Origin of the sequence: Janthinobacterium sp. B9-8, assembly GCF_000969645.2 — a bacterium.
Classification (GTDB): Bacteria; Pseudomonadota; Gammaproteobacteria; order Burkholderiales; family Chitinibacteraceae; genus Iodobacter.
In genome coordinates, this window is the sequence record NZ_CP014222.1 from 103162 (window position 1) to 128999 (window position 25838).

At 49.1% G+C, this 25838-nt stretch carries 20 protein-coding genes, 2 tRNA genes and 3 rRNA genes; 14 read left to right on the forward strand and 11 right to left on the reverse strand.

The features are described 5' to 3' along the window. Positions 1 to 13 precede the first annotated feature (13 nt). The 9 genes from VN23_RS00390 to dusA form a co-directional block, all read right to left on the reverse strand. Positions 14 to 1198, reverse strand: a complete 1185-nt coding sequence (locus VN23_RS00390; RefSeq protein WP_046350240.1) for a PilW family protein — start codon at positions 1196 to 1198, stop codon at positions 14 to 16. 11 nt (positions 1199 to 1209) lie between these two features. After that, positions 1210 to 1740 (reverse strand): type IV pilus modification PilV family protein, encoded by a 531-nt coding sequence (locus VN23_RS00395; RefSeq protein WP_046350239.1) that lies wholly within the window; start codon positions 1738 to 1740, stop codon positions 1210 to 1212. Positions 1741 to 1745: 5 nt separating this feature from the next. After that, on the reverse strand, positions 1746 to 2390 hold the full coding sequence (locus VN23_RS00400) for a GspH/FimT family pseudopilin (RefSeq protein ID WP_046350238.1): 645 nt from the start codon (positions 2388 to 2390) through the stop codon (positions 1746 to 1748). Between the two features lie 10 nt (positions 2391 to 2400). Continuing rightward, positions 2401 to 2820 carry a type IV pilin protein gene (locus VN23_RS00405; RefSeq protein ID WP_046350237.1) on the reverse strand — a complete coding sequence of 140 codons (420 nt, stop codon included), beginning with the start codon at positions 2818 to 2820 and terminating at the stop codon, positions 2401 to 2403. Between the two features lie 337 nt (positions 2821 to 3157). Next, complete coding sequence (gene hemW, locus VN23_RS00410) at positions 3158 to 4339, reverse strand: radical SAM family heme chaperone HemW (protein ID WP_197432989.1); 1182 nt, start codon at positions 4337 to 4339, stop codon at positions 3158 to 3160. Positions 4340 to 4644: 305 nt separating this feature from the next. Continuing rightward, positions 4645 to 4878 carry a hypothetical protein gene (locus VN23_RS00415; protein WP_046350236.1) on the reverse strand — a complete coding sequence of 78 codons (234 nt, stop codon included), beginning with the start codon at positions 4876 to 4878 and terminating at the stop codon, positions 4645 to 4647. Next, positions 4875 to 5471 (reverse strand): RdgB/HAM1 family non-canonical purine NTP pyrophosphatase, encoded by a 597-nt coding sequence (rdgB, locus tag VN23_RS00420; protein WP_046350235.1) that lies wholly within the window; start codon positions 5469 to 5471, stop codon positions 4875 to 4877. Before rdgB ends, VN23_RS00415 begins: the two co-directional genes overlap by 4 nt. Continuing rightward, positions 5468 to 6103, reverse strand: coding sequence for a retropepsin-like aspartic protease family protein (locus VN23_RS00425; protein WP_046350234.1), 636 nt, complete (start codon positions 6101 to 6103; stop codon positions 5468 to 5470). Before VN23_RS00425 ends, rdgB begins: the two co-directional genes overlap by 4 nt. Next, the gene (gene dusA, locus VN23_RS00430; protein WP_046350233.1) at positions 6104 to 7135 is read right to left on the reverse strand and encodes a tRNA dihydrouridine(20/20a) synthase DusA; all 1032 of its coding nucleotides are present in this window, start codon (positions 7133 to 7135) and stop codon (positions 6104 to 6106) included. It abuts the gene before it with no gap. 281 nt (positions 7136 to 7416) lie between these two features. Between dusA and VN23_RS00435 the strand changes: the two genes are divergently transcribed. Then, positions 7417 to 8706, forward strand: coding sequence for a hypothetical protein (locus tag VN23_RS00435; protein ID WP_046350232.1), 1290 nt, complete (start codon positions 7417 to 7419; stop codon positions 8704 to 8706). A 47-nt stretch (positions 8707 to 8753) separates the two neighbouring features. Further along, a complete protein-coding gene (locus tag VN23_RS00440; protein WP_052746391.1) occupies positions 8754 to 9545 on the forward strand; it encodes a M15 family metallopeptidase in 792 nt (263 codons plus the stop codon). Positions 9546 to 9919: 374 nt separating this feature from the next. Here the strand turns inward: VN23_RS00440 and VN23_RS00445 are convergent, their stop codons facing one another. After that, positions 9920 to 10387: a hypothetical protein gene (locus VN23_RS00445; protein ID WP_046350231.1), complete on the reverse strand. Its 468-nt coding sequence runs from the start codon at positions 10385 to 10387 to the stop codon at positions 9920 to 9922. Between the two features lie 390 nt (positions 10388 to 10777). Between VN23_RS00445 and VN23_RS00450 the strand changes: the two genes are divergently transcribed. The 9 genes from VN23_RS00450 to VN23_RS00490 all read left to right on the forward strand — a co-directional run bounded on the left by VN23_RS00450 (position 10778) and on the right by VN23_RS00490 (position 23339). Then, positions 10778 to 12311 (forward strand): 16S ribosomal RNA (locus tag VN23_RS00450). Between the two features lie 118 nt (positions 12312 to 12429). Continuing rightward, a tRNA-Ile gene (locus tag VN23_RS00455) sits at positions 12430 to 12506 on the forward strand. An 83-nt stretch (positions 12507 to 12589) separates the two neighbouring features. Beyond that, positions 12590 to 12665, forward strand: a tRNA-Ala gene (locus tag VN23_RS00460). A 364-nt stretch (positions 12666 to 13029) separates the two neighbouring features. Next, a 23S ribosomal RNA gene (locus VN23_RS00465) occupies positions 13030 to 15920 on the forward strand. A gap of 131 nt (positions 15921 to 16051) precedes the next feature. After that, positions 16052 to 16165 (forward strand): 5S ribosomal RNA (gene rrf / locus VN23_RS00470). The 16S, 23S and 5S rRNA genes sit together here with 2 tRNA genes alongside, the layout of an rRNA operon. A 339-nt stretch (positions 16166 to 16504) precedes the next feature. Continuing rightward, on the forward strand, positions 16505 to 19531 hold the full coding sequence (locus VN23_RS00475; protein ID WP_052746471.1) for a chemotaxis protein CheB: 3027 nt from the start codon (positions 16505 to 16507) through the stop codon (positions 19529 to 19531). A gap of 178 nt (positions 19532 to 19709) precedes the next feature. After that, positions 19710 to 21794, forward strand: coding sequence for a PAS domain-containing hybrid sensor histidine kinase/response regulator (locus VN23_RS00480; protein ID WP_082752877.1), 2085 nt, complete (start codon positions 19710 to 19712; stop codon positions 21792 to 21794). Further along, positions 21778 to 22596 carry a response regulator gene (locus VN23_RS00485; RefSeq protein WP_046350922.1) on the forward strand — a complete coding sequence of 273 codons (819 nt, stop codon included), beginning with the start codon at positions 21778 to 21780 and terminating at the stop codon, positions 22594 to 22596. The genes VN23_RS00480 and VN23_RS00485 overlap by 17 nt, the downstream gene beginning before the upstream one ends. Before the next feature lie 23 nt (positions 22597 to 22619). Then, positions 22620 to 23339, forward strand: a complete 720-nt coding sequence (locus VN23_RS00490) for a Crp/Fnr family transcriptional regulator (RefSeq protein ID WP_046350923.1) — start codon at positions 22620 to 22622, stop codon at positions 23337 to 23339. Between the two features lie 9 nt (positions 23340 to 23348). Here the strand turns inward: VN23_RS00490 and VN23_RS00495 are convergent, their stop codons facing one another. After that, positions 23349 to 24062 (reverse strand): Crp/Fnr family transcriptional regulator, encoded by a 714-nt coding sequence (locus VN23_RS00495; protein ID WP_046350924.1) that lies wholly within the window; start codon positions 24060 to 24062, stop codon positions 23349 to 23351. A 2-nt stretch (positions 24063 to 24064) separates the two neighbouring features. Here VN23_RS00495 and VN23_RS21660 point away from each other — a divergent pair, with 2 nt between their 5' ends. From VN23_RS21660 to VN23_RS00510, 3 genes are all read left to right on the forward strand, one after another. Further along, positions 24065 to 24259 (forward strand): hypothetical protein, encoded by a 195-nt coding sequence (locus VN23_RS21660; protein WP_046350925.1) that lies wholly within the window; start codon positions 24065 to 24067, stop codon positions 24257 to 24259. 261 nt (positions 24260 to 24520) lie between these two features. Next, positions 24521 to 24898, forward strand: coding sequence for a DUF4398 domain-containing protein (locus VN23_RS00505; RefSeq protein ID WP_046350926.1), 378 nt, complete (start codon positions 24521 to 24523; stop codon positions 24896 to 24898). 75 nt (positions 24899 to 24973) lie between these two features. Continuing rightward, positions 24974 to 25801: an OmpA family protein gene (locus tag VN23_RS00510; protein ID WP_046350927.1), complete on the forward strand. Its 828-nt coding sequence runs from the start codon at positions 24974 to 24976 to the stop codon at positions 25799 to 25801. The last annotated feature ends 37 nt before the right edge of the window (positions 25802 to 25838 follow it).

A 25838-nucleotide genomic window follows, 5' to 3' on the forward strand; every position in this document is an offset into this window, starting at 1 on the left:
GCGATCGTCTTCCTTAAAAGCCCGTGATGGGTTGGTTTAAGATAATTTGATTGCGCAGCGGCACCACGGTTTCATGCACGCTGTAGCGATAGCATTGCCAGTCTGCATTAACGGGTGCAGTGAGCGCATCTGCGCCGGACCAGCCAAGGTAGTAGGCCGCAGTGGTTAGCGTAAATGCATCACTTGGGGTGGCTGCGGTGTAGTTATTGGCACTGTCGTTTACGCAAGTGCCGGCACGGTTGGGTTTTTGCGGATTGCTCGCCCTGACCAACACGGCATAACGCACGGCTAATACTTGCGCCCACTGGGCTGGTGCGGCTCTTTGCCAGATATCGACGTTATTAATGATATTGTCGCCGTCGGTATTGGTGTCTAAACCATATTCGGCCTTCATCTGGATGACGTTTTCTGTAACCACTTGCCATACGCCATCGACCGCTGCTGTGGCATCGAGCGCGTCTAGGCTTAGCAGCGAGCCATGAATTTGGGTACCTGCTCCTGCGCAGACATTGGTGTTGCCGCTAAGGTACACACAGTAGGTGCGGCGGTTTAGACGGCCAAAGTTATACAGCCGGGTAATTTTGCTCAGTGAGGCGGGAAAGGGCGAGTTTACGGTGGCTGAATTCCATGTATTTGCGGCATGGCCAAGTGCAAAGCCATCTGTTGAAGGGGGCGTGCCTGCCGGGCAAGGCGTTGCATTGGTGCAGGTCACCTGAAACAGTGGGCAATTGGCTAAGCCAGATTGCCATGCAATCACCAGATCGTTGGTGGCAATGCTTTGGGCACCTAATATATTGGCAAATTGGGTGTCTGTGTTTACATGCTCGATATCTGCAAGCTGGGCAACCTGCCCTCCGCCCACAATGCTGCTGCCGTAAAGAAAAGTAAGGCTGTCGGATGTGCCTGCCGTTTGAATTAACACGGGGAGAAGCGGAAAGTTAGTTGCGCCGGCGACTCTGGAAACTACATTGCAGTTAAGCGCCCCAACATCGCCAATCCCCATCCCTGATCGTTCGGCATCTTTTTGTATTTGCATTACGGCAATGCCGCCATTGATTTGCGCGCCCGAGCCGCCCACGCTGCTGCGGCGGTAGCCTTCATTGACCCCAAAAATTTGATAAATTGAAATGAGAGAAACCAAGGCTACAACCACGGAAACCATGAGTTCTACCAAGCCAAAGCCATGAGATTGGCGCATCGTCTGCCTCTTTAGGTATTGCACAGTGTGCCGTTGGTGGTGTCATTCCACACTGTCTGGATATCCGCTACATTGGTGGCTCTATTAAGCTGGCCGCCACTGGCATCTGCAAGACCGTTGGCCCCTGTGACTTCACCGCGTCTTACCGGCCAAGTGATGGTGACGATGGCGCGGCGAAAGCAGCGAATGGTGCGCCCGGCGGCATTATCATTATCGATTGCAATAGAGCATATTGCCCCTGGCAACTGTGCAGCCACGGCTCTGGACCAGATTCCGGCGGCGGATGTGGCTGCTGCTGAAGTGCACGTAGTCATTCGAAAACTATCCAGATTGGCGGTGCGTGGATTAACGCGCATTAATCCATCCACACGCTGGATAAGCTGCATGGCCGAAGTGCGGGTTGAGGTGCTGGAAACATGCCGCATGGCATTACCTTGCAAGGCAAGGATCGATAACACACCAAACGAAAAAATAGTGATGCCAACCATGGCTTCCAGCAGCATGGAGCCGCCTTGCTTGGTGTGAATATGCTTGTTAATCATGGCCTCTAGCTCCTAGCGCAAGAACTGGGGTGGGTTGCCGGTGCGTCGGGCAGACACATGCGTGCGCCGCCGCCCCGATCTACAACAACGCAGACTCTGGCTGGGTCTGTAATCGGGCCGGTGCCTGCCAGGGTACAGCTGGCAGGGGTTGCGGCGGCCGAGGTATCCGCCACAATTAAATTGAATGCGGCATTAGCCCTGCCCAAGCCATCAAAACGGATTAAAGACGCGCTGGCATTGAGTTGAGGAGGATTCGTACTTCCGCCTTCGGCCAAAACTTTGCCGTCAATATAGGGATAGGTATTGCCTGCTGGCGCCGCTGTACCAATATTGGGGCAAGCGGTGCATTCACGAATCAGCCATGCCGTGCCTGTTGTCACTGCCGTAACTGCATTGGCATCCCGGTTGCCATCCGCTCCGACTGCGCTATTGGTTAAAACCAGCTCTACATAGGCGTTTCGATTAATCGCTTCGGCCCTTGCTGTTTGTACTGCTGTTTGAAATGATTCGGCAAAGCTGCGCAATTTAGTGCTACGCACCCAGCCTTGAAATCCGGGCATGGCGATGGCGACCAGCACGCCAAAGATCACCAGTACGATCATGATTTCTACAAGGCTAAAGCCCTTGTGTATTTGCAGGGAGGAAGTCATTTTCGCTGGCCTAGCAAATATTCGGTTTTTTGCTGACCCAGCAATTATTGGGCGAAGGATTAGACCAACCTGATGCGGTAATGGCTGAAGTGCGTTGATTAAGATCATCGAGGGTAAAGCCAAATCCGGTCATTTTATTGGTGCCTGTTGCCGAAATTGTGAAGGTATTTGCTGTTTGAGTAGGGCATGTAATACCGAAGTTTTCACTGCCTACGGCTGCCTGAGTGCAGGTAAATCCGACGTAAGTGCGGTTATTTACAAAGAACTGCTCTAAGCGCACACGCGTATCGCTGAGCTTGCTTTGTGCTTCTACTAAGCGGCTGCGGGTTACATAGTCTGAATATTGCGGTACTGCGATCGAGGCTAGAATGCCGACGATGGCAACGGTAATCATGATTTCTATTAATGAAAATCCGAGCTGATTTTTCATGGCAACCTCGAGGGCTTTAGCGTTATGTGCTTGTGTTTATCTATATGGAATACTAATCAGCATTTAATGATTTAGCTAAAGCACGCGAGTAACGGGGGATTTGTGAGTGTGAACGGTAACTTATGCCGTTGATCGAGGATTAATGGTTAAAAAAAAGCCCCTTGCAGGGGAAGGCAAGGGGCTTGTGATGGCAAAAATTAAAACGAATGGCTGCTTATAAAATTGTTTTTCTTTAGGAGAATGTTTTTTATAAGAAACAAAACACTTGCAGGGTGGGCCCACTGCTTTATCGTACTCACGTGGCAACGTAAGGATAGGGGCATATACATGGTGTTGCCTAAGGCAAAAACCGCTCCAGCAGCGTATTTAAAAACCGCTGCCCGCGTAAAGTGGGCTGGATATGATTAAGCTGGCGCTCGAGTAAGCCATCAGCAACTGCTTTTTCAATCTGGTGAATTGCTTTAGTCAGCGGCAAGCCGGTGCGCTCTTCAAATAGGCTTAAATCAAAGCCCCCGGTTAGGCGCAGGGCGTTGAGCATAAATTCAAATGGCAGCTGCTCTAAAGTAATTTGCTCTTCGGTCTGGATGGCCGAGCCCGCCGCCATCTTTTGTAAATATTCAGTTGGCTGCTTGTAGCGCATCTGCCGGATTATTTTATCCGGGAAGCTGATCTTGGCGTGCGCGCCCGCCCCAATCCCTAGGTAATCGCCAAACTGCCAGTAATTTAAATTGTGCTTAGCCTGACGCTTAGGCTGGGCAAAGGCACTGGTTTCGTAATGTTCAAAGCCAGCGGCGGCCAGCTCCGCTTCAATCGCATCTGACATATCCGCGCTGCAATCTTCATCCGGCAAGGCAGGCGGGTAGCGGTGGAACAGGGTATTGGGCTCTAAGGTCAAGTGATAGGCCGAAAGATGAGTGGATTTACAAGCAATGGCGGTGCGAATATCCAGCAGCGCTTCGGCCAGTGTTTGCTTAGGCAGGGCATACATAATATCGAGATTGAAATTATCAAAGTGCTGATGGGCAATCTCAATGGCGCGATGGGCTTCTTTATCATCGTGCACACGGCCTAGCGCTTTAAGGTGCTCGGCATTAAAGCTCTGAATACCAATCGATAAACGGGTAATGCCTGCGGCGCGGTAGCCTGCAAATTTCTCGCTCTCAAAGGTACCCGGATTGGCTTCCAGCGTGATCTCGGCATCGGGGTGCAAACGCACTCTGGCCCGAATCCCTTCCAGCAATTGATTAATCGCCTCAGCAGAGAACAAACTCGGCGTGCCGCCGCCCATAAAAATACTGGTAATCGGCCTGCCCCACATCAGCGGCAAACAGGATTCTAAATCGGCCAGCAGGGCGGCAATATACTGCTGCTCCGGCAGCGCGCCTTTTTGCGCATGCGAGTTGAAATCACAGTAAGGGCATTTTTTAATGCACCAGGGAAAGTGAATATACAGCGCCAAAGGCGGTAAGGCAGAAAGCGCCCAGTTAGCTTTGCCGATGGGCATGGAAATCGATTGCATGGTGTTCACTTCTTATGGGTATTGCGGGCTTTAAAGCAAAAGGTCTGTAGACACAGAGATAAATGAGAACACAGAGTACACAGAGGAAAACTTTAGGTATGGGGCATTCTGTTGCTGCTATAAACATCCCATCATTCGTAGGGTGGGTGAAACCCGCGAGCAATAAATACGAAATACGCGGGTTTCACCCGCCCTACGCGAAAAACTGTTGAGCAATGTTTTCGTGGCAAGGCTATTAAGTTTTTCTTCGTGCGCTCTGTGTTCTTCCCGTTCTCTGTGTTTACAGAACTTTGGGTTTCAAATTGCTATTTCTGATACGGGTTATGCAGCTCATCTACCAGCCTGTGCAGCACGGCTTTGATCTGGGCTTCTGATACTTCCATCAGCAGCCCGTCTTCTAGTAAATCCTGAGCCATTTGTTTTAGCTCATCCAGATTCTCATTCATGACTTTTACTTTTTCGGTGCAAGACACTACCGATTCATCGTCTCTTAGCCATGTGGCCCAGCGGGTTTCGCCTTGATTGACTGCCGTGCTCATAAGCCTGTTTCCTGTAATTTAGCGATCAGTTCACGCAAGGCTTTGCCGCGATGCGAGATTTGGCTTTTTTCGTCTGCGCTGATTTCGGCTGCGGTTTTTCCAAACTGCGGCAGCAAAAACAGCGGGTCATAGCCAAAACCCCCCTCACCTCGGCTAGTTTTAAGGATTTCCCCTTGGCAAATACCATCGCTAATCAGCGGCTGAGGGTCATCCGCATGGCGCACCAAGACCAGCGCGGCATAGTAATAAGCGCTGCGATCCGCTTGCCCAGCAAGGCTCTCGACCAATTTTATATTATTGCGCGCATCCGATTTTGGCTCACCCGCAAATCGGGCCGAGTACACACCCGGCGCACCGCCCAGTGCATGAACGCAAAGGCCAGAATCATCGGCCAGCGCAGGCAGGCCGGTAATCCGGCTGGCGTGGCGGGCTTTTTCCAAGGCATTTTCAATGAAAGTATGGTGAGGCTCTTCGCACTCGGCCACGCCCAGCTCGCCCTGCGGAACAATCTGGATATCCAGTGCGGCAAACAGGCGGTTAAATTCTTTTACCTTACCGGCGTTATTACTGGCTAAAACGATGCGTTTCGTCATTGGTAATTCTTCTTTTGTAAGATAAGCAGCTCTTGTTCGCGTTTCATTTGAAAGCGATTCAAAACACTATTGCCAATTAATAAAGGCCCATTGTCCTGATCGCGCACGCTGGCTTGTACATTATTAAGTAGCAAGGAGCCGATGCGAATCTGCGCAATCGTCACCTGCCAAGATTTAATCGTGCCATTGGCCGTTTGCGTGCGGCTTTCCTCGCCCTGCTTATAATCCACGCCCATATTGCTGGCTAGATTACGCGGCATAGATAAAAAGCTGGCGCCGGTATCAATAATGCCGCGCTGGCTGATGCCACGCACGGCAATATCGGCAAAATAATGGCCTTGCGCATCCGGGCTAAGCGTTAAGCTGCCGGCGCTGTCATTCTCTGCCTTGCTACTGGCGATATAACCTTGCCCCAATAAAAGCTGACGCTGGCGTGCGCCTATCATGACAGTCGCTTGCTCGCTGCTCACCGCCAGTAACTTGACCTCGCCTACTTGCTGACCAATGGCCAAAGTCTTTTTTTGCCCATCAATCAGCAAAATACCCTTATTGCCCATCGCCGCCAGCAGCGTCACTTCGGTGGCGAATGCTGGCGGGATCATCAATGTCAGTAAAAGGGCGAGTCGCTTCATTTAAGGATGGCCTTTGGTTACTTCACGTAGAGCGTTTTCAATCAGCTGGAAGTCAGCATCTTTAAGCAATTTGGAATCAGACAACATCCGTCGCCAAGTTCTAGCGCCCGGCTGATGCTGAAATAAGCCCAGAATATGTCGGGTCATTAGGCGAATCGGTAAGCCCTGCGCCATTTCTGCCTCAATAAAGCGCCGCATTGCGTGCATCACTTGCACTCGGGAGGCAGTATGGGCTGCGCCGCCGTAAAATAACTCATCCACCTGCGTCAGTATCCAAGGATTATGGTAAGCCTCGCGCCCCACCATTACGCCATCCAGATGCTTTAAATGCTCCGCCGCCTGCTCATGCGTGGTAATGCCGCCATTTACAATGATTTCTAAATGCGGGAAATCTTGTTTTAACTGATAAGCATAATGATATTTAAGCGGTGGAATCTCGCGGTTTTCTTTAGGCGACAAGCCTTTTAAAATCGCATTACGCGCATGCACAATAAAAGTATTACAGCCTTCATCAGCTACCGTACCCACAAAATCGCGCACAAAGTCGTAGCTTTCTTCATTATCAATACCGATACGATGCTTGATGGTGACATCAATATCCACCACATCTTTCATGGCCTTTACACAATCCGCCACCAAACGCGGCTCCGCCATCAGGCAAGCGCCAAACGCCCCATTTTGCACCCGCTCGGAAGGGCAACCCACATTCAGATTAATCTCGTCATAACCCCAGCCCTCGCCCAGCTTGGCGCAAGTCGCCAAAGCCATCGGATCAGATCCACCCAGCTGCAAAGCAATCGGGTTTTCAATCTCATCAAAATTAAGATGCCGCTGCTTATCCCCATGAATAATCGCCCCGGTTGTAACCATCTCGGTGTACAGCCAGGTGTGCTTGCTCAGCAGTCTTGCGAAATAACGATAATGGCGGTCAGTCCAATCGAGCATAGGTGCAATGCTGTAGCGGCGTGAGGGCTGAAGTGGCGTATTTGCTGGCGTAAAGGCTGGTTCTGCTTGGTTTTCTATATTCGACATGGCTACAGTGTTATGCGGGTTTGAGGGGTATTCAAGGGCTGAAAATCCTATTCGAGTGCTATTTTATGGGGTGAAAAAGCTCAAATAGGATGACTCAATTTTACGCATATTGATCAATGACGGTTTGGTTTCTTTTAGCTCGGATGTGCTGTACGGGTAAGAGATGTAAATTTTTATTTTTTTTGATATGTTTTTTGGGGAGGGCTTGGTGATTGTTACTTGGGGAGGCCGAGCTTTTTCCGGTACGGTCCAGTTTCCTATTTCTTGTTAATCGGACTTGTATGAAGGCTTACCAAGTATTGGCCATGCTGTTGGCCTTTGTTTCATCCTCGGCCCTAGCTGCCCATTATCAAATTACGGTATCTCCAGCTAATCCCATGCAATTACATGCCACTTTGACTGATTTTCCTGCAACTCTTCAGGATAGGGTGTTGCGTTTGCATGGGGTGAGCAGGGGCTTGGCTTCACAGCTTGTTGCGCCGCATTGCGATAAGCAGACTCTGGTTTTATCCGGGCCGGGCGAGTGGGTGTTACCTGCTGGCTGTGGTCAGGTGAGTTGGGATATTCATGCACAATCCGTGCTTAGTGGCGAGGTGGATTCTTCAGAGCAAAAGAGTGTTTATTTTCAGAATAAAAAATGGTGGCTTTTATCCGAGCCCACTTCTTTATTGCGGCTGGATGGCGATGCTGAAGATTCGCTGACTATTTTGGGTATGGATACGCAGCAGCAGGTGGGGGCGATGGCGCGGTCTTACGGGCAATGGCTGGTTCCGTCAGCAGGCGCACCAGAATTTTATGCTTTTGGAAATTTAGCCTTAATTCGCCAGCAAATTGGCCCGTTTAGTGTCGATTATGTGGCGGATGATGCGGCCGAAGTTGCCCGGTTACAGTTGCCTGCACTGCATGCGGATGCTTTAAGTTATTTAGCTAAAATCCTCCCTCCGGCTAAAAATACTGTGGCTAAAGATCGTCATCTTTTGGTGGTGTGGCTGGGGATTGATGAAAAACAGGGGCGCTCTGGTGGTGCAGCGGGGAAGCGTTCTTTTTTGGCAAATTATATAAAGGGGGCTGAAAAAAATACCGCTGCAAGTACTGCGCTCACCCTGATGATTCTTGCACATGAGCAATTTCATCAGCTTGCGGCCATGTCGGTTGAGCATGAGGTTAAATCGCCAACCTGGGCTGGCGAGGGGCTGGCGCATTACTATGGTTTAAAAACACTGGCACAGAGTAAGCTGCCTGCCGATGAGATTGCAAAACTTCGTGCTCATTTTATCCAGCCAGAGCAAGTGCCTAAAAATGGATTGCTGGCTTTAGAGCGCAAATACAAGCAGGGCGATCGATCGGTATATCCGCTGTTTTATGCTCAGGGTGCTACGTTTTGGTCAGAAGTAGACAGGCTTTTGCAATCGGCCAGCCAGAATAAGCGCAGTCTGGATGATTTTTTACCCTTGCTGCTGGCTGATGATTTTGCGCAGGCAGGCCAGTTGCCTCCTCGTTTCTTGTATGCTATTCGCCCCTTAAGCGGCCCGGATTTGGATACTTTGCTGGCGAAATATTTGGGTCAATAAAGTCAGGCTTCATTATTTAATACCGGTATTGATTCAGGAGGCGTGAATTGCTGCGATCTTTGTGTTTTTTATGTTTCCCAATCTTATCGTATGCAGCCTCTGCATCCTTAACCCCCGTTGATTGCACTTTGCTGCAAGAGCGCGGCGTGATTACGGTGGTTAATCCGCTGCCTTGCGATCGTTTGCAAAGGGTGCGCTTTTTGCATTGGGATATGAAGGGGCAAAAAGCGGAGGGGCAGATGCTGGTGCTGGATGTGGTGGCGCCGCAGGTAGAGGCTTTGTTCGCTGCTTTATATCAGGCTAAGTTTCCACTTCATTCGGCTTTGCCGCTGGAGCAGTTTGCTGGCGATGATGTGCTGTCTATGAATGCCAATAACAGCAGTGCATTTAATGGCCGTGCGATAACGGGAGCTAAAAGCTGGTCTAAGCATGCTTATGGCGTGGCGATGGATATTAATCCGCTGCAAAATCCATATATAAGCTTTGCGGATGATGGCGGGCTGAATGTGCTGCCTGCGGCTAGTGCGAAGAGCTATCTAAACCGCAATGAGTTTCGCCCGGAAAAGTCTCGCCGTGCTGGTTTAGTGAACGAGTCGGTGGTCAGCTTATTTGCCCAGCATGGTTTTATGACTTGGGGTGGGGATTGGGATGCGCCTATTGATTACCAGCACTTCGAAATCGGCAGCCGTCGCTATATTAATGAATTAATCCAGCTGCCGTTGGAGCAGGCTCAGGCCAATTTTAATCAGTATGCCGGGCGCTATCGTGCATGCAGTGCCAATGAGCAGGGAAGTTTAGGAGAGGTGCGTGCTCGTTGCGTGGCAAAAGTGCTGCAGTAGGGCGTGTGAAACCCCATGTTTGCTAAGCAATTTGCATTAGCAAGCAATGCAAAGCCTAAGTAACCGCGCTATTGGCATAGGGCTTAAAAATCCCCTTGAAGCACGCCGAAGCGAGGAATAAGCGGCTCGGGGTTTCGGCAAAGGGGTAGCGAGGCAGCGAGCGCGCAGTCTTTGTCGCCGCGCCGATTATCCGCAGTGAGGGGATTTCGTGCTGGCTGGGGTGGCCTTCTTTGGCTTCGTTTCTTGGCCACACAAGAAAGGAAGGTCCAGCGGGACGCCCGCACCAAAATCAACGTGCCGAAGGCGCTAAAATTACTTAGTCACGTTCAATTCCAGCTTGTCATAAGCATCAAGCAAACATCCATAAAATCGGGCTATAGATCCGAGCCAAGCTCATCCAGCCCAAAGAAGCGCTGCTTGCGCTTTAATAAGTCCATCGCTAGGTACAGCGTTTCTGTACTGTGCATTAGCTCTAATGTGTGATGAAACATCTCGGTTTTGTGCATATTGAGCAGGCCATCCACACAGCGATACACGCGGCGGCGGGATTCTTCCATTTGGCCAAAGTGATGTACCCAGTCGCAGCCTTGTAGCGTGGCATGTTTGTCGCCAATGGCTAAAGCCAGCAGCGTTTTCAATTCACCAATCTGTAGTGTCTTCCAGGTAGAGCCAGTGTCGGCGGCAAGGCCGATGATTTCCCAGATGGATTTATCATCCGTCAGGCCAATGTTTTGCAGGCCAATCAGCAGCTCGGCGCATTCAGCGTCATCCAGCTGGTGGAGTCTTAGAATAGCCGTGCGGATTTCGTTGCTTATAACAATACTCTGCTGCTCAGTAGGCATGGGGCGCTCTGGTTTTGGGTGAAATATACAAATCGGTACGCAATTTACACAGTGTTTCTATAGTCTGCTCCGCAAATGATTTGGCAGTAAAGCTTGCTGGCGTAGTGGGTGGATTTTCTTACTATTAAAAATCATATACTTACCGTATTACACCCGTTTTATTGCAAGCAAGGTGTTGACCGAATAGGGTGTCGCCGGTATAGTTCGGCCTCTCGCTGCAGCACACACAGCAACACAGTGTTCGAGCCGCAGCGAAACGATCTTTAAAAAAATACAGTCGATGAGTGTGAGTGCTTGATTCGGAAGCGAAACAAGTGCTTGCATTAATAAGGAGTAACCAGCGATGGTTGCTCTGAATAAAGTAAGCCAGTAAGTACTAGCATAGAGATTAAACTAAAGAGTTTGATCCTGGCTCAGATTGAACGCTGGCGGCATGCTTTACACATGCAAGTCGAACGGTAACAGGGTGCTTGCACCGCTGACGAGTGGCGAACGGGTGAGTAATATATCGGAACGTACCTAGTAATGGGGGATAACTATCCGAAAGGATAGCTAATACCGCATACGCCCTGAGGGGGAAAGAGGGGGATCGCAAGACCTCTCGTTATTAGAGCGGCCGATATCAGATTAGCTAGTTGGTGAGGTAAAGGCTCACCAAGGCAACGATCTGTAGCGGGTCTTAGAGGACGATCCGCCACACTGGAACTGAGACACGGTCCAGACTCCTACGGGAGGCAGCAGTGGGGAATCTTGGACAATGGGCGCAAGCCTGATCCAGCAATGCCGCGTGCGTGAAGAAGGCCTTCGGGTTGTAAAGCGCTTTTGTTCGGGAGGAAATCCTAGTGGCTAATATCCATTGGGGATGACAGTACCGGAAGAATAAGGACCGGCTAACTACGTGCCAGCAGCCGCGGTAATACGTAGGGTCCAAGCGTTAATCGGAATTACTGGGCGTAAAGGGTGCGCAGGTGGTTGATTAAGTGTGATGTGAAAGCCCCGGGCTCAACCTGGGAATTGCATTGCAAACTGTTCAACTAGAGTATGGCAGAGGGGGGTGGAATTCCGCGTGTAGCAGTGAAATGCGTAGAGATGCGGAGGAACACCGATGGCGAAGGCAACCCCCTGGGCTAATACTGACACTCATGCACGAAAGCGTGGGGAGCAAACAGGATTAGATACCCTGGTAGTCCACGCCCTAAACGATGTCTACTAGTTGTTGGGGAATTCGTTCCTTAGTAACGCAGCTAACGCGTGAAGTAGACCGCCTGGGGAGTACGGCCGCAAGGCTAAAACTCAAAGGAATTGACGGGGGCCCGCACAAGCGGTGGATGATGTGGATTAATTCGATGCAACGCGAAAAACCTTACCTAGCCTTGACATGTCAAGAATCCTTTAGAGATAGAGGAGTGCCGCAAGGAACTTGAACACAGGTGCTGCATGGCTGTCGTCAGCTCGTGTCGTGAGATGTTGGGTTAAGTCCCGCAACGAGCGCAACCCTTGTCCTTAGTTGCTACCATTTAGTTGGGCACTTTAAGGAGACTGCCGGTGACAAACCGGAGGAAGGTGGGGATGACGTCAAGTCCTCATGGCCCTTATGGCTAGGGCTTCACACGTCATACAATGGTCGGTACAGAGGGTTGCCAAGCCGCGAGGTGGAGCTAATCTCATAAAACCGATCGTAGTCCGGATTGGAGTCTGCAACTCGACTCCATGAAGTCGGAATCGCTAGTAATCGCGGATCAGCATGTCGCGGTGAATACGTTCCCGGGCCTTGTACACACCGCCCGTCACACCATGGGAATGGGTTTCACCAGAAGTAGGTAGGCTAACCGTAAGGAGGCCGCTTACCACGGTGGGATTCATGACTGGGGTGAAGTCGTAACAAGGTAGCCGTAGGGGAACCTGCGGCTGGATCACCTCCTTTCAAGAGAAAGTCTTTTGGATTGAGTACTCACACTCATCGACTGTAAAAAACAAAGATACAAAATCACATTGGTCATTTGTTCGGGCGGCGTAGATTAGCTACCTGAATATTCTGAAATGGGTCAGTAGCTCAGTCGGTTAGAGCACCGTCTTGATAAGGCGGGGGTCACAGGTTCGATTCCTGTCTGACCCACCATTCATTCCTTGGAATGGATGGTTGGAAAGCTCTGTCAAAGAGCGACCAGTTTGATTTTGATTGCAAGAAAGTAAGCGGTAATTGGGGGCTTAGCTCATCTGGTAGAGCACCTGCTTTGCAAGCAGGGGGTGAACGGTTCGAGTCCGTTAGCCTCCACCATTCCCTTAGAGTGGTGGAATAAAATTTAGAAACAAGAAATAACACACTGTCTCAAGAGAGATTCAAAGCTTGGGACGATGCTTTATTTCTGGTTTTTAGATCTGTAGGTTGGGTTAGCAGTTTTATCGCGTAACCCAACATTGCAATATAGAAATTTGAATGTATCTTTGATCTTTAAAAAAATAGAAGAAGTAATACTCAAATTTAGAAATAAATAAGGGTAGATTGTATCAAAATCGATTATTCGAAGTCAGAACTGAATGATCGATGTCGCAAACAAAGCGAAATCAGATACTTTAAAGATGTGAATCGCTTTGCTCGTCTTCATTGACGAATAGAGTGCAACACGTGTTTGAGGTTATAGGATCAAGCGACTAAGTGCATCTGGTGGATGCCTTGGCGATGATAGGCGAAGAAGGACGCGTTAGCCTGCGAAAAGCTACGGGGAGCTGGCAAATAAGCATTGATCCGTAGATATCCGAATGGGGAAACCCGGCCCTTTTGGGTCACTCATCACTGAATACATAGGTGATGTAGAGCGAACTCGGCGAACTGAAACATCTAAGTAGCCGAAGGAAAAGAAATCAACCGAGATTCCCAAAGTAGTGGCGAGCGAAATGGGAAGAGCCTGCATGTGATAAATCAAACTTTAGTGGAACAGTCTGGAAAGTCTGGCGACAGTGGGTGATAGCCCCGTACACGAAAAAGATTGGTTGGTACTAAGCATGCGACAAGTAGGGCGGGACACGAGAAATCCTGTTTGAAGATGGGGGGACCATCCTCCAAGGCTAAATACTCATCATCGACCGATAGTGAACCAGTACCGTGAGGGAAAGGCGAAAAGAACCCCGGGAGGGGAGTGAAATAGAACCTGAAACCGGATGCATACAAACAGTGGGAGCCCTTGAAAAATGGGGTGACTGCGTACCTTTTGTATAATGGGTCAGCGACTTACGTTCAGTAGCAAGCTTAACCGAGTAGGGGAGGCGTAGGGAAACCGAGTCCGAATAGGGCGCATAGTTGCTGGGCGTAGACCCGAAACCAAGTGATCTATCCATGGCCAGGATGAAGGTGCGGTAACACGCACTGGAGGTCCGAACCCACTAATGTTGCAAAATTAGGGGATGAGCTGTGGATAGGGGTGAAAGGCTAAACAAACTTGGAAATAGCTGGTTCTCCTCGAAAACTATTTAGGTAGTGCCTCATGTATCACTGACGGGGGTAAAGCACTGTTATGGCTAGGGGGTCATCGCGACTTACCAAACCATGGCAAACTCTGAATACCGTCAAGTGCGAGCATGGGAGACAGACTGTGGGTGCTAACGTCCATGGTCAAGAGGGAAACAACCCAGATCGCCGTCTAAGGTCCCAAATAATCAGTTAAGTGGAAAACGAGGTGGGAAGGCATAGACAGCCAGGATGTTGGCTTAGAAGCAGCCATCATTTAAAGAAAGCGTAATAGCTCACTGGTCGAGTCGTCCTGCGCGGAAGATGTAACGGGGCTCAAACTGATAACCGAAGACGCGAATATGCACGATGTGCATATGGTAGAGGAGCGTTCCGTAGGCCTGCGAAGGTGTCTTGAGAAGGATGCTGGAGGTATCGGAAGTGCGAATGCTGACATGAGTAGCGATAATGCGGGTGAAAAGCCCGCACACCGAAAACCCAAGGTTTCCTGCGCAACGTTCATCGGCGCAGGGTGAGTCGGCCCCTAAGGCGAGGCAGAAATGCGTAGTCGATGGACAACGGGTTAATATTCCCGTACCGATGTAAAGTGCGATGGGGGGACGGAGAAAGGTAGGTCAGCCATCTGTTGGAATAGGTGGTTTAAGCGAGTAGGCGTGTGGCTTAGGCAAATCCGGGCTGCTTTAACGCTGAGACGTGACGACGAAGTCTTCGGACTGAAGTGATTGATCCTATGCTTCCAAGAAAAGCCTCTAAGCTTCAGCTTTATATTGACCGTACCGCAAACCGACACAGGTGGGTAGGAAGAGAATTCTAAGGTGCTTGAGAGAACTCAGGAGAAGGAACTCGGCAAATTATCACCGTAACTTCGGGAGAAGGTGAGCCCAGAGTATGTGAAGGCCCTTGCGGCTGGAGCAGAAATGGGTCGCAGAGAAATGGGGGCTGCGACTGTTTATCAAAAACACAGCACTCTGCAAAGTCGAAAGACGACGTATAGGGTGTGACGCCTGCCCGGTGCTGGAAGATTAAATGATGGGGTGCAAGCTCTTGACTGAAGTCCCAGTAAACGGCGGCCGTAACTATAACGGTCCTAAGGTAGCGAAATTCCTTGTCGGGTAAGTTCCGACCCGCACGAATGGCGTAACGATGGCCCTACTGTCTCCTCCTGAGACTCAGCGAAGTTGAAATGTTTGTGAAGATGCAATCTCCCCGCTGCTAGACGGAAAGACCCCGTGAACCTTTACTGTAGCTTTGCATTGGACTTTGAAGTGGTTTGTGTAGGATAGGTGGGAGACATTGAAGCATGGACGCTAGTCTGTGTGGAGTCGTCCTTGAAATACCACCCTGACCCCTTTGAGGTTCTAACCTTGGTCCGTTATCCGGATCGGGGACCGTGCATGGTAGGCAGTTTGACTGGGGCGGTCTCCTCCCAAATTGTAACGGAGGAGCTCGAAGGTCGCCTAGGTACGGTCGGACATCGTACTGATAGTGTAATGGCATAAGGCGGCTTAACTGCGAGACAGACAAGTCGAGCAGGTGCGAAAGCAGGACATAGTGATCCGGTGGTTCTGAATGGAAGGGCCATCGCTCAACGGATAAAAGGTACTCCGGGGATAACAGGCTGATTCCGCCCAAGAGTTCACATCGACGGCGGAGTTTGGCACCTCGATGTCGGCTCATCACATCCTGGGGCTGTAGCCGGTCCCAAGGGTATGGCTGTTCGCCATTTAAAGTGGTACGTGAGCTGGGTTCAAAACGTCGTGAGACAGTTTGGTCCCTATCTGCAGTGGGCGTTGGAAATTTGAGGGGGGCTGCTCCTAGTACGAGAGGACCGGAGTGGACAGATCTCTGGTGTACCGGTTGTCACGCCAGTGGCATCGCCGGGTAGCTAAATCTGGAAGAGATAAGCGCTGAAAGCATCTAAGCGCGAAACTCGCCTCAAGATGAGATTTCCCCAAGGCTTTAAGCCTTTTAAAGGGTCGTTCGAGACCAGGACGTTGATAGGTCGGGTGTGGAAGCGCAGTAATGTGTTAAGCTAACCGATACTAATTGCCCGTAAGGCTTGATCCTATAACCTGAGACGCGTGTGCGCGACGGTATAATCTACCCAGATTAAGAGTTAAGTTTGAGTATTGAATTACTTCTTCTATTGAACTGAATGCGTTGTGGAGCAATAAGCACAACGTGTTAACCCGTTAAAGTCTGGCGACCATAGCGAGGTGGTCCCACTCCTTCCCATCCCGAACAGGACAGTGAAACACCTTAGCGCCGATGATAGTGCAGATTACCTGTGTGAAAGTAGGTCATTGCCAGACACCTTATGCAGTAAACAGAACCCCCGTACTCGAAAGAGGCGGGGGTTTTGCTTTGCGTGCAAGGAAAGCCGCTGCAGTGCAATTACAAAATCAAGCCTCTGTGGTTTGCTTGTCGGGTTACGCGGTAAGGCGGCTAACCCGACCTATACAAAAGTAAATCTTGCACGTTCGAGCCGCTACTCCACTTAAAGAGGCTATGATCGGTCTTGTTAGCTCGATTTTTTGCTTTTTTCTGAATGGATAGATTCATCTGGGTGTAATTTTTTAATAAGCGCTGTGAATGATCTTTAGTAGCGTACACTCCTTAAATAATACGCTAGCTTGGCGTTAGGATGATGTATGACCGCTGGAAAAGTAACAAAGAAAGCCAAAACTCAAGTTTTGGAACATCCGCCCAGCCTTGTTGTTCCGCTAGACACTCCTCCTACTGTTTCTTTCCCCATTATTGGTATTGGCGCTTCTGCAGGTGGCTTGGGAGCGTTTGAAGAGTTTTTTTCGGGAATGCCTGCAGATCTCGATATGGGTATGGCATTTGTACTCGTGCAGCATCTTGCTCCGGATCATAAAAGCATCCTCAGTGATTTGGTTCAGCGCTACACCCATATGCAGGTCTTTGAAGTTGAGGACGGCATGGTGGTGCAGCCTAATTGTGCCTACATCATCCCACCCAACCACAATATGGCGTTTTTGAATGGTGCGCTGCATTTGCTTGCGCCTTCTGAGCCGCGCGGGCATCGCTTACCCATAGATTTCTTTTTTAGCTCACTGGCGCAAGATCAGCATGAGTTGGCCATTGGCATTGTGCTATCCGGCTCGGGAAGCGATGGTACTTTGGGCATTCGGCAGATTAAGGGAGAAGGCGGCATGGTCATGGCGCAGATACCTGCCACGACCGAGTTTGATGGTATGCCAAGCAGCGCGATTGCCACTGGCTTGGTAGATTATCAGCTAAAGCCTGCGGATATGCCTGCTAAGTTGATGGCTTATGCTGCTCAAGAGTTTGGCAAGATGATTAGCACGACTGTGGTGCCAATTGTTAAGGATGAAAATTCACTCAATAAAATTTTTATTCTGTTACGCACACAAACAGGTCACGATTTTTCTCAGTACAAGCCGAGCACGATTTTACGGCGGATTGAGCGGCGTATGGTGGTACATCAGCTTGATTCAACTGAGCAGTATGTTAAATATTTGCAGAAAATGCCTGATGAAATAGAGGCTTTATTTTGCGATATTCTGATTGGTGTCACTCATTTTTTTAGGGACTCTGAGGCTTTTCTGGCGCTAGAAGAGCAGGTGATTCCTCAGTTATTTAAAGGGAAGCCTGCCGGAGCAACGATTCGTGTTTGGTCGACGGGGTGCTCAACTGGCGAGGAGGCCTATTCCATCGCTATTTTGTTGCAAGAGCAGCAGGAGTTGCTAAAGCAAAATTATACGATACAAGTTTTTTCTACGGATATGGACCGGCGGGCGATTGCCACCGCTCGTGCAGGGTTATATCCGGCAAGCATCGCTACGGATATTTCCCCGCAACGGCTAGCGCGTTTCTTTACCGCGGAAGCCGATGGCAGTGCGTATCGTATCCACAAAGGGATCCGCGACATGCTGGTTTTTTCCGAGCAGGATGTGATTAAAGATCCGCCTTTTTCTAAATTAGATCTGATTAGCTGTCGTAACCTAATGATTTATATGGGGGCAGAGTTACAGAAAAAGCTGATTCCCATGTTTCACTATGCGCTGAACCCTAGCCGGTTTCTTTTTCTTGGCACGTCAGAAACGGTGGGAGAGTTTGCTGATTTATTTGCCGTGCTTGATGCTAAATCCAAGCTTTATCAGCGAAAGCAAGATGTCTTTGGTATTAAAAGGGCCTTTCAGCCATCGATAGCGATTGCGACGGCGGGGATAGCGCTTCCTCAGGCTGTAAGCAAGCAAAGCCACCCAGCAAAGCGCTCTATGCGTGAGGTAACGGAGCAAACGCTTTTGCAACAGCTTGCACCGGCTGCAGCATTAGTGAATGAGCACGGCGATATTTTGTATTTGCACGGGCGCACGGGCATGTATTTAGAGCTGCCTGAAGGCGAGACGGGTATTAACAATATCTTGAAGATGGCGCGTGAAGGATTGCGCCGTGAGCTGATTGCCACCTTGCATAAATCAGTAAGTAAAAATAAAACAATCCAGCGGCTTAATTTGAGCGTTAAAACGAATGGTCATTTCACTCCGGTTAATCTTACGGTTCGCCCTGTAGCTATGGGCCAGTCAGCGGGGGAGATGCTGTATTTGGTCATTCTGGAAGATACAACCCAGTTAGTTACACCCGCTTTACCGATTCATTTACCACTGCTTGAAGGGGGAGAGCACAGCAAGTTTGATGCACGGATTGCTGCTTTAAATGAAGAGCTTTGCGCTAAAGACGAATACCTTCAGGCAAGCAATGAGAAATTGGAAACCATCAACGAAGAGCTCAAATCTTCTAATGAAGAAATGCAATCGGTGAACGAAGAGCTGCAGTCGACCAATGAGGAGCTGGAAACATCCAAGGAGGAAATGCAATCGATTAATGAGGAATTGACCACGGTAAATATGGAGTTACAGACCAAGGTGGCTGATTTATCCCGTGCCAGTAATGATTTAAATAACCTGCTGGCGAGCACGGGGATCGGGACTATTTTTGTTGATCATCAGTTGAATATTCTGCGTTTCACCCCTGCCGCAACCAAAATCATTAATTTGATTTTAAGTGATGTAGGCCGGCCAGTTGCGCATACGGTCACTAATTTGCTGGGGTATGGGCTGCTGGTCGCTGATGTGCAGGCTGTGCTTAATACCCTGATTCCAAAAGAAATTGATGTGCAGACCCAAGTTGGTAAATGGTACACGATGCGTATTCAGCCCTATCGCACGCTGGATAATCTGATTGAAGGCGCAGTGATTACCTTTGTAGATATTACTGAAATGGTGCACGCCAGAGAAGCGCTAAGCAAAGCGAATGAGCTGCTTCGTTTAGCAGTTGTGGTACGAGATGCGCACGATGCCATTACGGTGCAGGATTTAAATGGCCGCATCTTGGCCTGGAACCCCGGTGCAGAGCGAATGTATGGTTGGCGCGAGGCTGAGGCACTGCAGATGAATACGGCCGATCGGATTCCCAAGGCTTTGCAAAAAGAAGCGTCACTCCAAGTGAATCAACTTAGCCAGTCAAAAGTTCTGGAGCCCTACTATACCCAGCGTTTGAATAAGAGCGGCGATATTTTAGAGGTTTCCATGACCTCTACAGCTTTGGTAAATGCGGCAGGGGTAATGTATGCCATTGCTACCACCGAACGGGCCAGGGAGCTGACTACAGACATGCATCATGAAGGATAAAAATATGCAGGTGAATAAAGAAGGCTCCTTTTTGGCGGCAGAACAGGCTTTACGCGGGCAAGCGGAAGAGCGGGTTCGTGATAATGCAGCAGCGTTATTAGAAAACTTAAATACCATGTCGTTGCAAGAAACACAGCGGCTCTTGCATGAATTGCGCGTGCATCAAATTGAATTAGAAATGCAAAATGAAGAGTTGCGCCGGACACAGATTGATCTAGATGCGGCACGAACACGTTATTTTGATCTTTATGATTTGGCTCCAGTGGGCTACTGCACCATTAGCGAAGAGGGAAAAATTCTACAAGCCAACCTCACGGCGGCTACGCTATTGGGGAGTAATCGCAGAGCCTTGGTTAGCAGGCCATTCAGCCAATTTATTGCGAAAGAAGATCAGGATATTTTTTACTTATTAGGTAAGCAGCTGTTGGAGACGCGTGAGCCCCAGATTGGCGAGCTGCGTATGCTTAAAAGTGACGGCTTGCAATTTTGGGCGCATCTGGTTGCTTCAGCCTCAGCAGATCATGAGGGGAGCCCTGATCTGCGCCTCGTGCTCAGTGATATTACCGAACGTAAGCAGGCCGAAGAAGTACAGCTGAAAGAAGGCAGTTTGCAAAAAGCGATTTTCAATAGTGCTAATTTTTCGAGCATTGCTACGGATGCGAGGGGTGTGATTCAGATTTTTAATGTGGGCGCAGAATGCATGCTGGGCTATACGGCCGAAGAGGTGGTGAACAAAATTACGCCTGCTGATATTTCTGATCCACAAGAAATTATTGAGCGGGCTAATGCATTGAGTGTTGAGCTTGCCACGCCTATTTCTCCGGGTTTTGAAGCGCTGGTATTTAAGGCTTCCCGCGGGATTGAAGATATCTATGAGCTGACTTATATCCGAAAAGATGGCAGCCGTTTTCCCGCTGCCGTATCGGTAACGGCTTTGCGGGATGCAAGGGAAATGATTATCGGCTATCTGTTGATCGGCACAGATAATACTGCACGTAAATTGGTAGAGGCCGAACGGGCACTGCTGGATCAGGCCTTGCAGCTTAAAAATACCGAATTGGAGCGCGCTACCGCAGTGGCTGAAAAGGCCAACTTAGCTAAATCAGATTTTCTTTCCAGCATGAGTCATGAACTACGCACGCCACTCAATGCCATCCTAGGTTTTGCCCAGCTTTTAGAATCTGGCTTGCCAGAGCCTACTCCCTCCCAAATGCGTAGCATTGATCAAATATTGAAAGCAGGTTGGTATTTGCTGGAGCTGATTAATGAAATTCTCGATCTGGCTTTGATTGAGTCTGGCAAATTGTCGCTCTCGATGGAGCCTATTTTACTGACCGATGTGATGCGTGAATGCGAGACGATGATCGAGCCGCAAGCGAAAGGTCGTGGTATTAGCGTGGCATTTCCCTCTGCCAACTTGCCCTACTTTGTACATGCAGATCAGACAAGGCTTAAGCAGATACTGATTAATCTGCTTTCTAATGCAATTAAATACAATAAAGAAGGCGGCTCGGTGGTGGTTGAGTGCACTTTAAGCCCGCCTGATTCTATTCGTATTTGCGTGCGGGATACTGGCGCGGGGCTGGCTCCTGAGCAGCTGTCACAATTGTTTCAGCCGTTTAATCGTTTGGGGCAAGAAGCGCATGTAGAAGGAACAGGTATTGGTTTGATCGTGTGTAAGCGCTTGGTTGAATTAATGGGGGGCGTGATTGGTGTAGAAAGCCATTTTGGCGAAGGAAGTACTTTCTGGCTTGAGTTGGGTTTGGTCAATGAGCCGCTGTTGCCCGATCATTTGGAAGAACCCACCATCGTGGCTCAGACTCCTTTACAGGGAGCGGCGTACACCATGCTTTATGTGGAGGATAATCCGGCTAACCTGATGTTAGTGGAAAGCTTGATGATGCGTAGGCCGGATATTCGCTTGTTGAGTGCGCGAGATGGTAAGCGTGGTATTGAGATTGCCCGTACATCTTTGCCAGACATTATCCTTATGGATATTAATTTGCCGGGAATCAGTGGTATCGAAGCATTACAAATTTTGGCTCAAGATCTAAATACGGCACATATTCCGGTGGTGGCGATTAGCGCTAATGCCATGGTTCGTGATATTGAAAAAGGTTTAGCTGCGGGTTTTTTCCGTTATCTGACTAAACCTATCAAGGTGTATGAATTTATGGAGACTTTAGATCTCGCTCTGGGTTTTGTGAAAACGCAAGCCATTCGGATTAATAACAAGGAAAACGATCATGATTCATTATTCTGAGATCCTTAATGCCAGCATTCTGATTGTTGATGATCAAGAAAGTAATGTCAGTTTGTTTGAGCAATTATTGAGCGATGCCGGTTATACCCATATTGCCTCAACAATGGACCCAAGCTCTGTCTGTGAGCTGCACCGAAAAAATCGCTATGACTTGATTCTGCTTGATTTGCAGATGCCCGTAATGGATGGTTTTCAAGTGATGGAATGCCTGAAAACCAATCTGGAAGACGCTTATTTGCCCGTGCTAGTGATTACTGCGCAGCCGGGCCATAAGCTGCGAGCCTTGCAAGCAGGCGCCAAAGATTTTATCAGTAAGCCTTTTGACTTAGTTGAAGTTAAAACACGAATCCATAACTTGCTGGAAGTGCGGCTTTTATATAAAAAACTTGAAAGCTATAGCAAGGTATTGGAGGCCACGGTAGAAGAGCGAACTGCCGAATTACGTGAAAGTGAGGCACGTTATCGCAGCCTGACCGAGCTTGCCTCTGACTGGTATTGGGAGCAGGACGAGCAAATGAACTTTACCAAAGTATCTGGCCCCGTTTTAGAAATGCTGGGTATTCGGGTTGATGCACTGGCTAGTGATGTAGAAGAGAATGCAGAAGAAGGGTGGAATGAAGAGGAGCGCAAAAAATTACAGGCCACGATCAATGCGCGGCAGCCTTTTTTAGATTTTGTTTTTAGTCGTACTCACCCTGATGGATTGGTACAAAAATTTCAAGTGAGCGGAGAGCCCATGTTTGATCGGCATTGCCGCTTTATTGGCTACCGGGGCATTGGTGTAGAGCTCACTGCCAAGTAAAACACTTTTTTCGATGGTCCTCTATGCCAGCAATTCATAGTTTTCAACAAAATCATTTACTTGCTGCCTTACCGGCTGGCGAGCTTGAATTATTGGCTCCGCACCTGGAGTTGGTCGCGATGCGGCTTGGTGACATGCTTTACGAGCCGGATGAGCAATTGCGCCATGCTTATTTTCCAACCTCTTCGATTGTATCGCTGCACTATGTTATGGAGTCAGGGGCTTCTGCAGAAGCAGCCGGGGTTGGCAATGAAGGTATGGTGGGGGTGTCCTTATTTATGGGCGGGGACACTACATCCAGCTCGGCCGTGGTGCAAACGGCGGGCTACGCTTATCGCTTACACCGTCAGATTTTAAAAGAAGAGTTTAATCGTGGGGCGGCTTTGCAGGGCCTGTTGCTGCGCTATACCCAAGCGTTGCTTACACACATGGCACAAACTGCAGTGTGCAACCGGCATCATTCGGTAGAGCAGCAACTCTGCCGCTGGCTGCTGCTTACATTGGATCGCCTAGAGAGTAATGAGCTGATCATGACTCAGGAATTAGTCGCCAATATGCTGGGTGTGCGGCGGGTGGGGGTGACGGAGGCGGCTGGAAACTTACAGCGGGCGGGTTATATCAGCTATCGCCGCGGGCATATTGCGGTGCTAGATCGCTCGGGGTTAGAGCAGCAGGTCTGCGAGTGTTATGCCGTAGTTAAAAAAGAATTAAATCGTCTTTTGTCTGATGTGTCCTGCCAGTAAAAATGTGGATTAAATATTGTTCATGATGCTTGAGTAGCTGTCTTTGTCGGCTTCATAGCATTGGCAAGCGGCTATTTTTAAGCCTTTTCGGTCGAGGATAGTGATGTCGCCACGGCTATAGCGAATGAGTTTGTGATTTTGCAAAGTGGTGGCGGCCGTGGTGACCCCTACACGGCGCACACCCAGCATATAGGCCAGAAATTTTTGCGTAATATGAAAAGTATTCGAATGCGCCCGATCTTGTGTCATTAACAGCCAGCGCGCCAGCCGTGCTTCAATCACATGAAAGTGGGAGCACGTTGCGGTTTGCGCCAGTTGCCTGATGATCACATAGAGGTAGCGTTGTAAGATATGTTGCAGCGCATTGCTTTGTTGCAGCTCTTCGCAAAAAACCTCGGCCTTCATACGCAACACGGTTCCCTGTCCCTGCACTAAAGCATGCAATGGAGAGGTCTCTACTCCCAGTGCGAGCGAGGCACCGAGCATGCCTTCATTGCCGATTAATCCTACTTCTAATGTAGGGTGCCCATCCATCGATGCCAATAAAGAAATAAAACTTTCTAGTGGAAAATAAACGTGCCGGATACACGCGCCAGGCTCGGAGAGCACGTCGGAAAACTTCAGCTCAACCCTTTCGCAGCGCGCTAAAAAGCGCTGTTGATCTTGGCTTGGCAGTGCGGCTAGCAAACGATTGTAGCTAAGCGCACTCAAGTTGGTTGGCATGAATGAATCTCCCTTTAATGCTCAAAGAATGGCAAGGCAAACACAGCTATGCCTACTTTAAAGCAAAGAAAAAACTGAGCGTTTCTCTTTCCTCTATTTCCCCCATTGATCCGCGATATTTTTACATAGGGCATGCTTTGCATGAAGCCGAGGTGTTTCTGCTCGTTCTGCGAGTAAGAAAGATAAGAAAGCATTGAGCTAGATATAGTGCTTAGAAATAGCAGGACTGTCTGAGCGTTAACGCACAGAGTGTGCATTTGCTTAGGAAATAAAGAAAAGAGGTTGGTTTTAGCGCTTAGCAAAGGACGGGCATGGCTTTCGAGCATGTCTTTTTAAATAGCTTTCTAATCATGACAAAAAATAATGCTATGTGCGTCAGCGTACCGATCAAGTGAAAAAATCAGCTTATAACTGAGGCATGTGGGGAAAGCCCCATTCACAGTTTAAAGAGGAACATCATGCCTAAAAAATCAAAACAATGGCTCAAGATCTTGGGCGTCAGCGCCGTCTTGCTTATAGCAGGTTGTAACAGTATGAAAACGCCTGCTACTGCCAATGTCGCAGTTTCTGATGCTGCCGTTGAGAATGCAGCGGGCGCGGGGGGGGGGAAATATGCGCCGGTAGAAATGAATATGGCACGAGAAAAAATGGTGCAAGCGCATAAAGCGATGGCGGTCAAAGATTATAAGCTGGCTACCGATCTAGCTAATCAGGCTGAATCCGATGCCAAACTGGCACAAAGCAAAGCCAATTCGGGTAAGGCAGAAGTCGCAGAGCAGGCATTGCAGGACGATATTAGAGTGATACGTGAAGAGTTAAATCGCGTAAATAAATAAGCAGTTCATCTTGCTCTGTTGATTGCATTTTACTGTGCAAATGTATTTTATTTGCGTGGTTTCAAGGATTTCATCATGAATAAAAAAATAGTTACGCCTATCTTATTGGCCATTGCCGTGTTGGTTGCTGCTTGCAGCACAGCGCCGACGAGTACGGGTTTGTTGGATCAAACACGCATTGATTATTTGGCGATTCAAAATGATCCGGCAGTATTAACTTATGCCGCTTTAGAAATGAAGCAGGCAGGGGACGCTTTAAATAAAGCTAATGAGGCCGTGAGTAATAAGGGTAGCGAGCAAGAAATTGACCATTTAGCCTATGTAGCAAAGCAAAAAATTGCGCTAACACAGGAAGTGGCTAAGCAAAAAGCCAGCGAGGCAGGCGTTGCGAATAGCGCTAAAACCCGCGATCAAGCACGGTTAGAGCAGCGTACCAATGAGGCAGATCAAGCCAAATTGGAAACGCAAGCTGCTAAAGCACATGCCTCAGAGCTTGATCAGCAGTTGGCAGGCTTAAAAGCAAAAAAAACCGAGCGTGGCATGGTGATCACTTTAAGCGATGTGCTTTTTGGCACAGATCTATCGCGCTTGAATGATGAGGGAATGCAAACGGCTAAAAAACTAGCTGATGTCTTACAGCAAAACCCAAATCGCACTGTCCTCGTGGAGGGTTTTACCGATAGCACCGGGGCCGCTAAGCATAACCAGGGCTTGTCTGAACGCCGCGCTACTGCTGTGCGCAATGCCTTGCAAGAATTAGGCGTCGCTGAGGGCCGTATTGCTATTCATGGCTATGGAGAGGCTCACCCTGTTGCCTCAAATCAAACAGCAGATAGCCGTCAACTCAACCGACGTGTTGAAATTATTCTTTCAGATGATACTGGCCGGGTAACACCACGTTAACCAGAGTCACATCATATTTTTTCTGTTTCTTTTTTTA

Coding starts and splice junctions, on each gene's coding strand:
- VN23_RS00490 (WP_046350923.1), top strand. CDS start 22,620: ATGCCAGCAATTCATAGTTTTCAACAAAATCATTTACTTGCTGCCTTA.
- VN23_RS00405 (WP_046350237.1), bottom strand. CDS start 2,820: ATGAAAAATCAGCTCGGATTTTCATTAATAGAAATCATGATTACCGTT.
- VN23_RS00395 (WP_046350239.1), bottom strand. CDS start 1,740: ATGATTAACAAGCATATTCACACCAAGCAAGGCGGCTCCATGCTGCTG.
- VN23_RS00390 (WP_046350240.1), bottom strand. CDS start 1,198: ATGCGCCAATCTCATGGCTTTGGCTTGGTAGAACTCATGGTTTCCGTG.
- hemW (WP_197432989.1), bottom strand. CDS start 4,339: ATGCAATCGATTTCCATGCCCATCGGCAAAGCTAACTGGGCGCTTTCT.
- VN23_RS00505 (WP_046350926.1), top strand. CDS start 24,521: ATGCCTAAAAAATCAAAACAATGGCTCAAGATCTTGGGCGTCAGCGCC.
- VN23_RS21660 (WP_046350925.1), top strand. CDS start 24,065: ATGAATCTCCCTTTAATGCTCAAAGAATGGCAAGGCAAACACAGCTAT.
- VN23_RS00445 (WP_046350231.1), bottom strand. CDS start 10,387: ATGCCTACTGAGCAGCAGAGTATTGTTATAAGCAACGAAATCCGCACG.
- VN23_RS00510 (WP_046350927.1), top strand. CDS start 24,974: ATGAATAAAAAAATAGTTACGCCTATCTTATTGGCCATTGCCGTGTTG.
- VN23_RS00425 (WP_046350234.1), bottom strand. CDS start 6,103: ATGAAGCGACTCGCCCTTTTACTGACATTGATGATCCCGCCAGCATTC.
- VN23_RS00400 (WP_046350238.1), bottom strand. CDS start 2,390: ATGACTTCCTCCCTGCAAATACACAAGGGCTTTAGCCTTGTAGAAATC.
- VN23_RS00475 (WP_052746471.1), top strand. CDS start 16,505: ATGACCGCTGGAAAAGTAACAAAGAAAGCCAAAACTCAAGTTTTGGAA.
- VN23_RS00485 (WP_046350922.1), top strand. CDS start 21,778: ATGATTCATTATTCTGAGATCCTTAATGCCAGCATTCTGATTGTTGAT.
- VN23_RS00480 (WP_082752877.1), top strand. CDS start 19,710: ATGCAAAATGAAGAGTTGCGCCGGACACAGATTGATCTAGATGCGGCA.
- dusA (WP_046350233.1), bottom strand. CDS start 7,135: ATGTCGAATATAGAAAACCAAGCAGAACCAGCCTTTACGCCAGCAAAT.
- VN23_RS00435 (WP_046350232.1), top strand. CDS start 7,417: ATGAAGGCTTACCAAGTATTGGCCATGCTGTTGGCCTTTGTTTCATCC.
- rdgB (WP_046350235.1), bottom strand. CDS start 5,471: ATGACGAAACGCATCGTTTTAGCCAGTAATAACGCCGGTAAGGTAAAA.
- VN23_RS00415 (WP_046350236.1), bottom strand. CDS start 4,878: ATGAGCACGGCAGTCAATCAAGGCGAAACCCGCTGGGCCACATGGCTA.
- VN23_RS00495 (WP_046350924.1), bottom strand. CDS start 24,062: ATGCCAACCAACTTGAGTGCGCTTAGCTACAATCGTTTGCTAGCCGCA.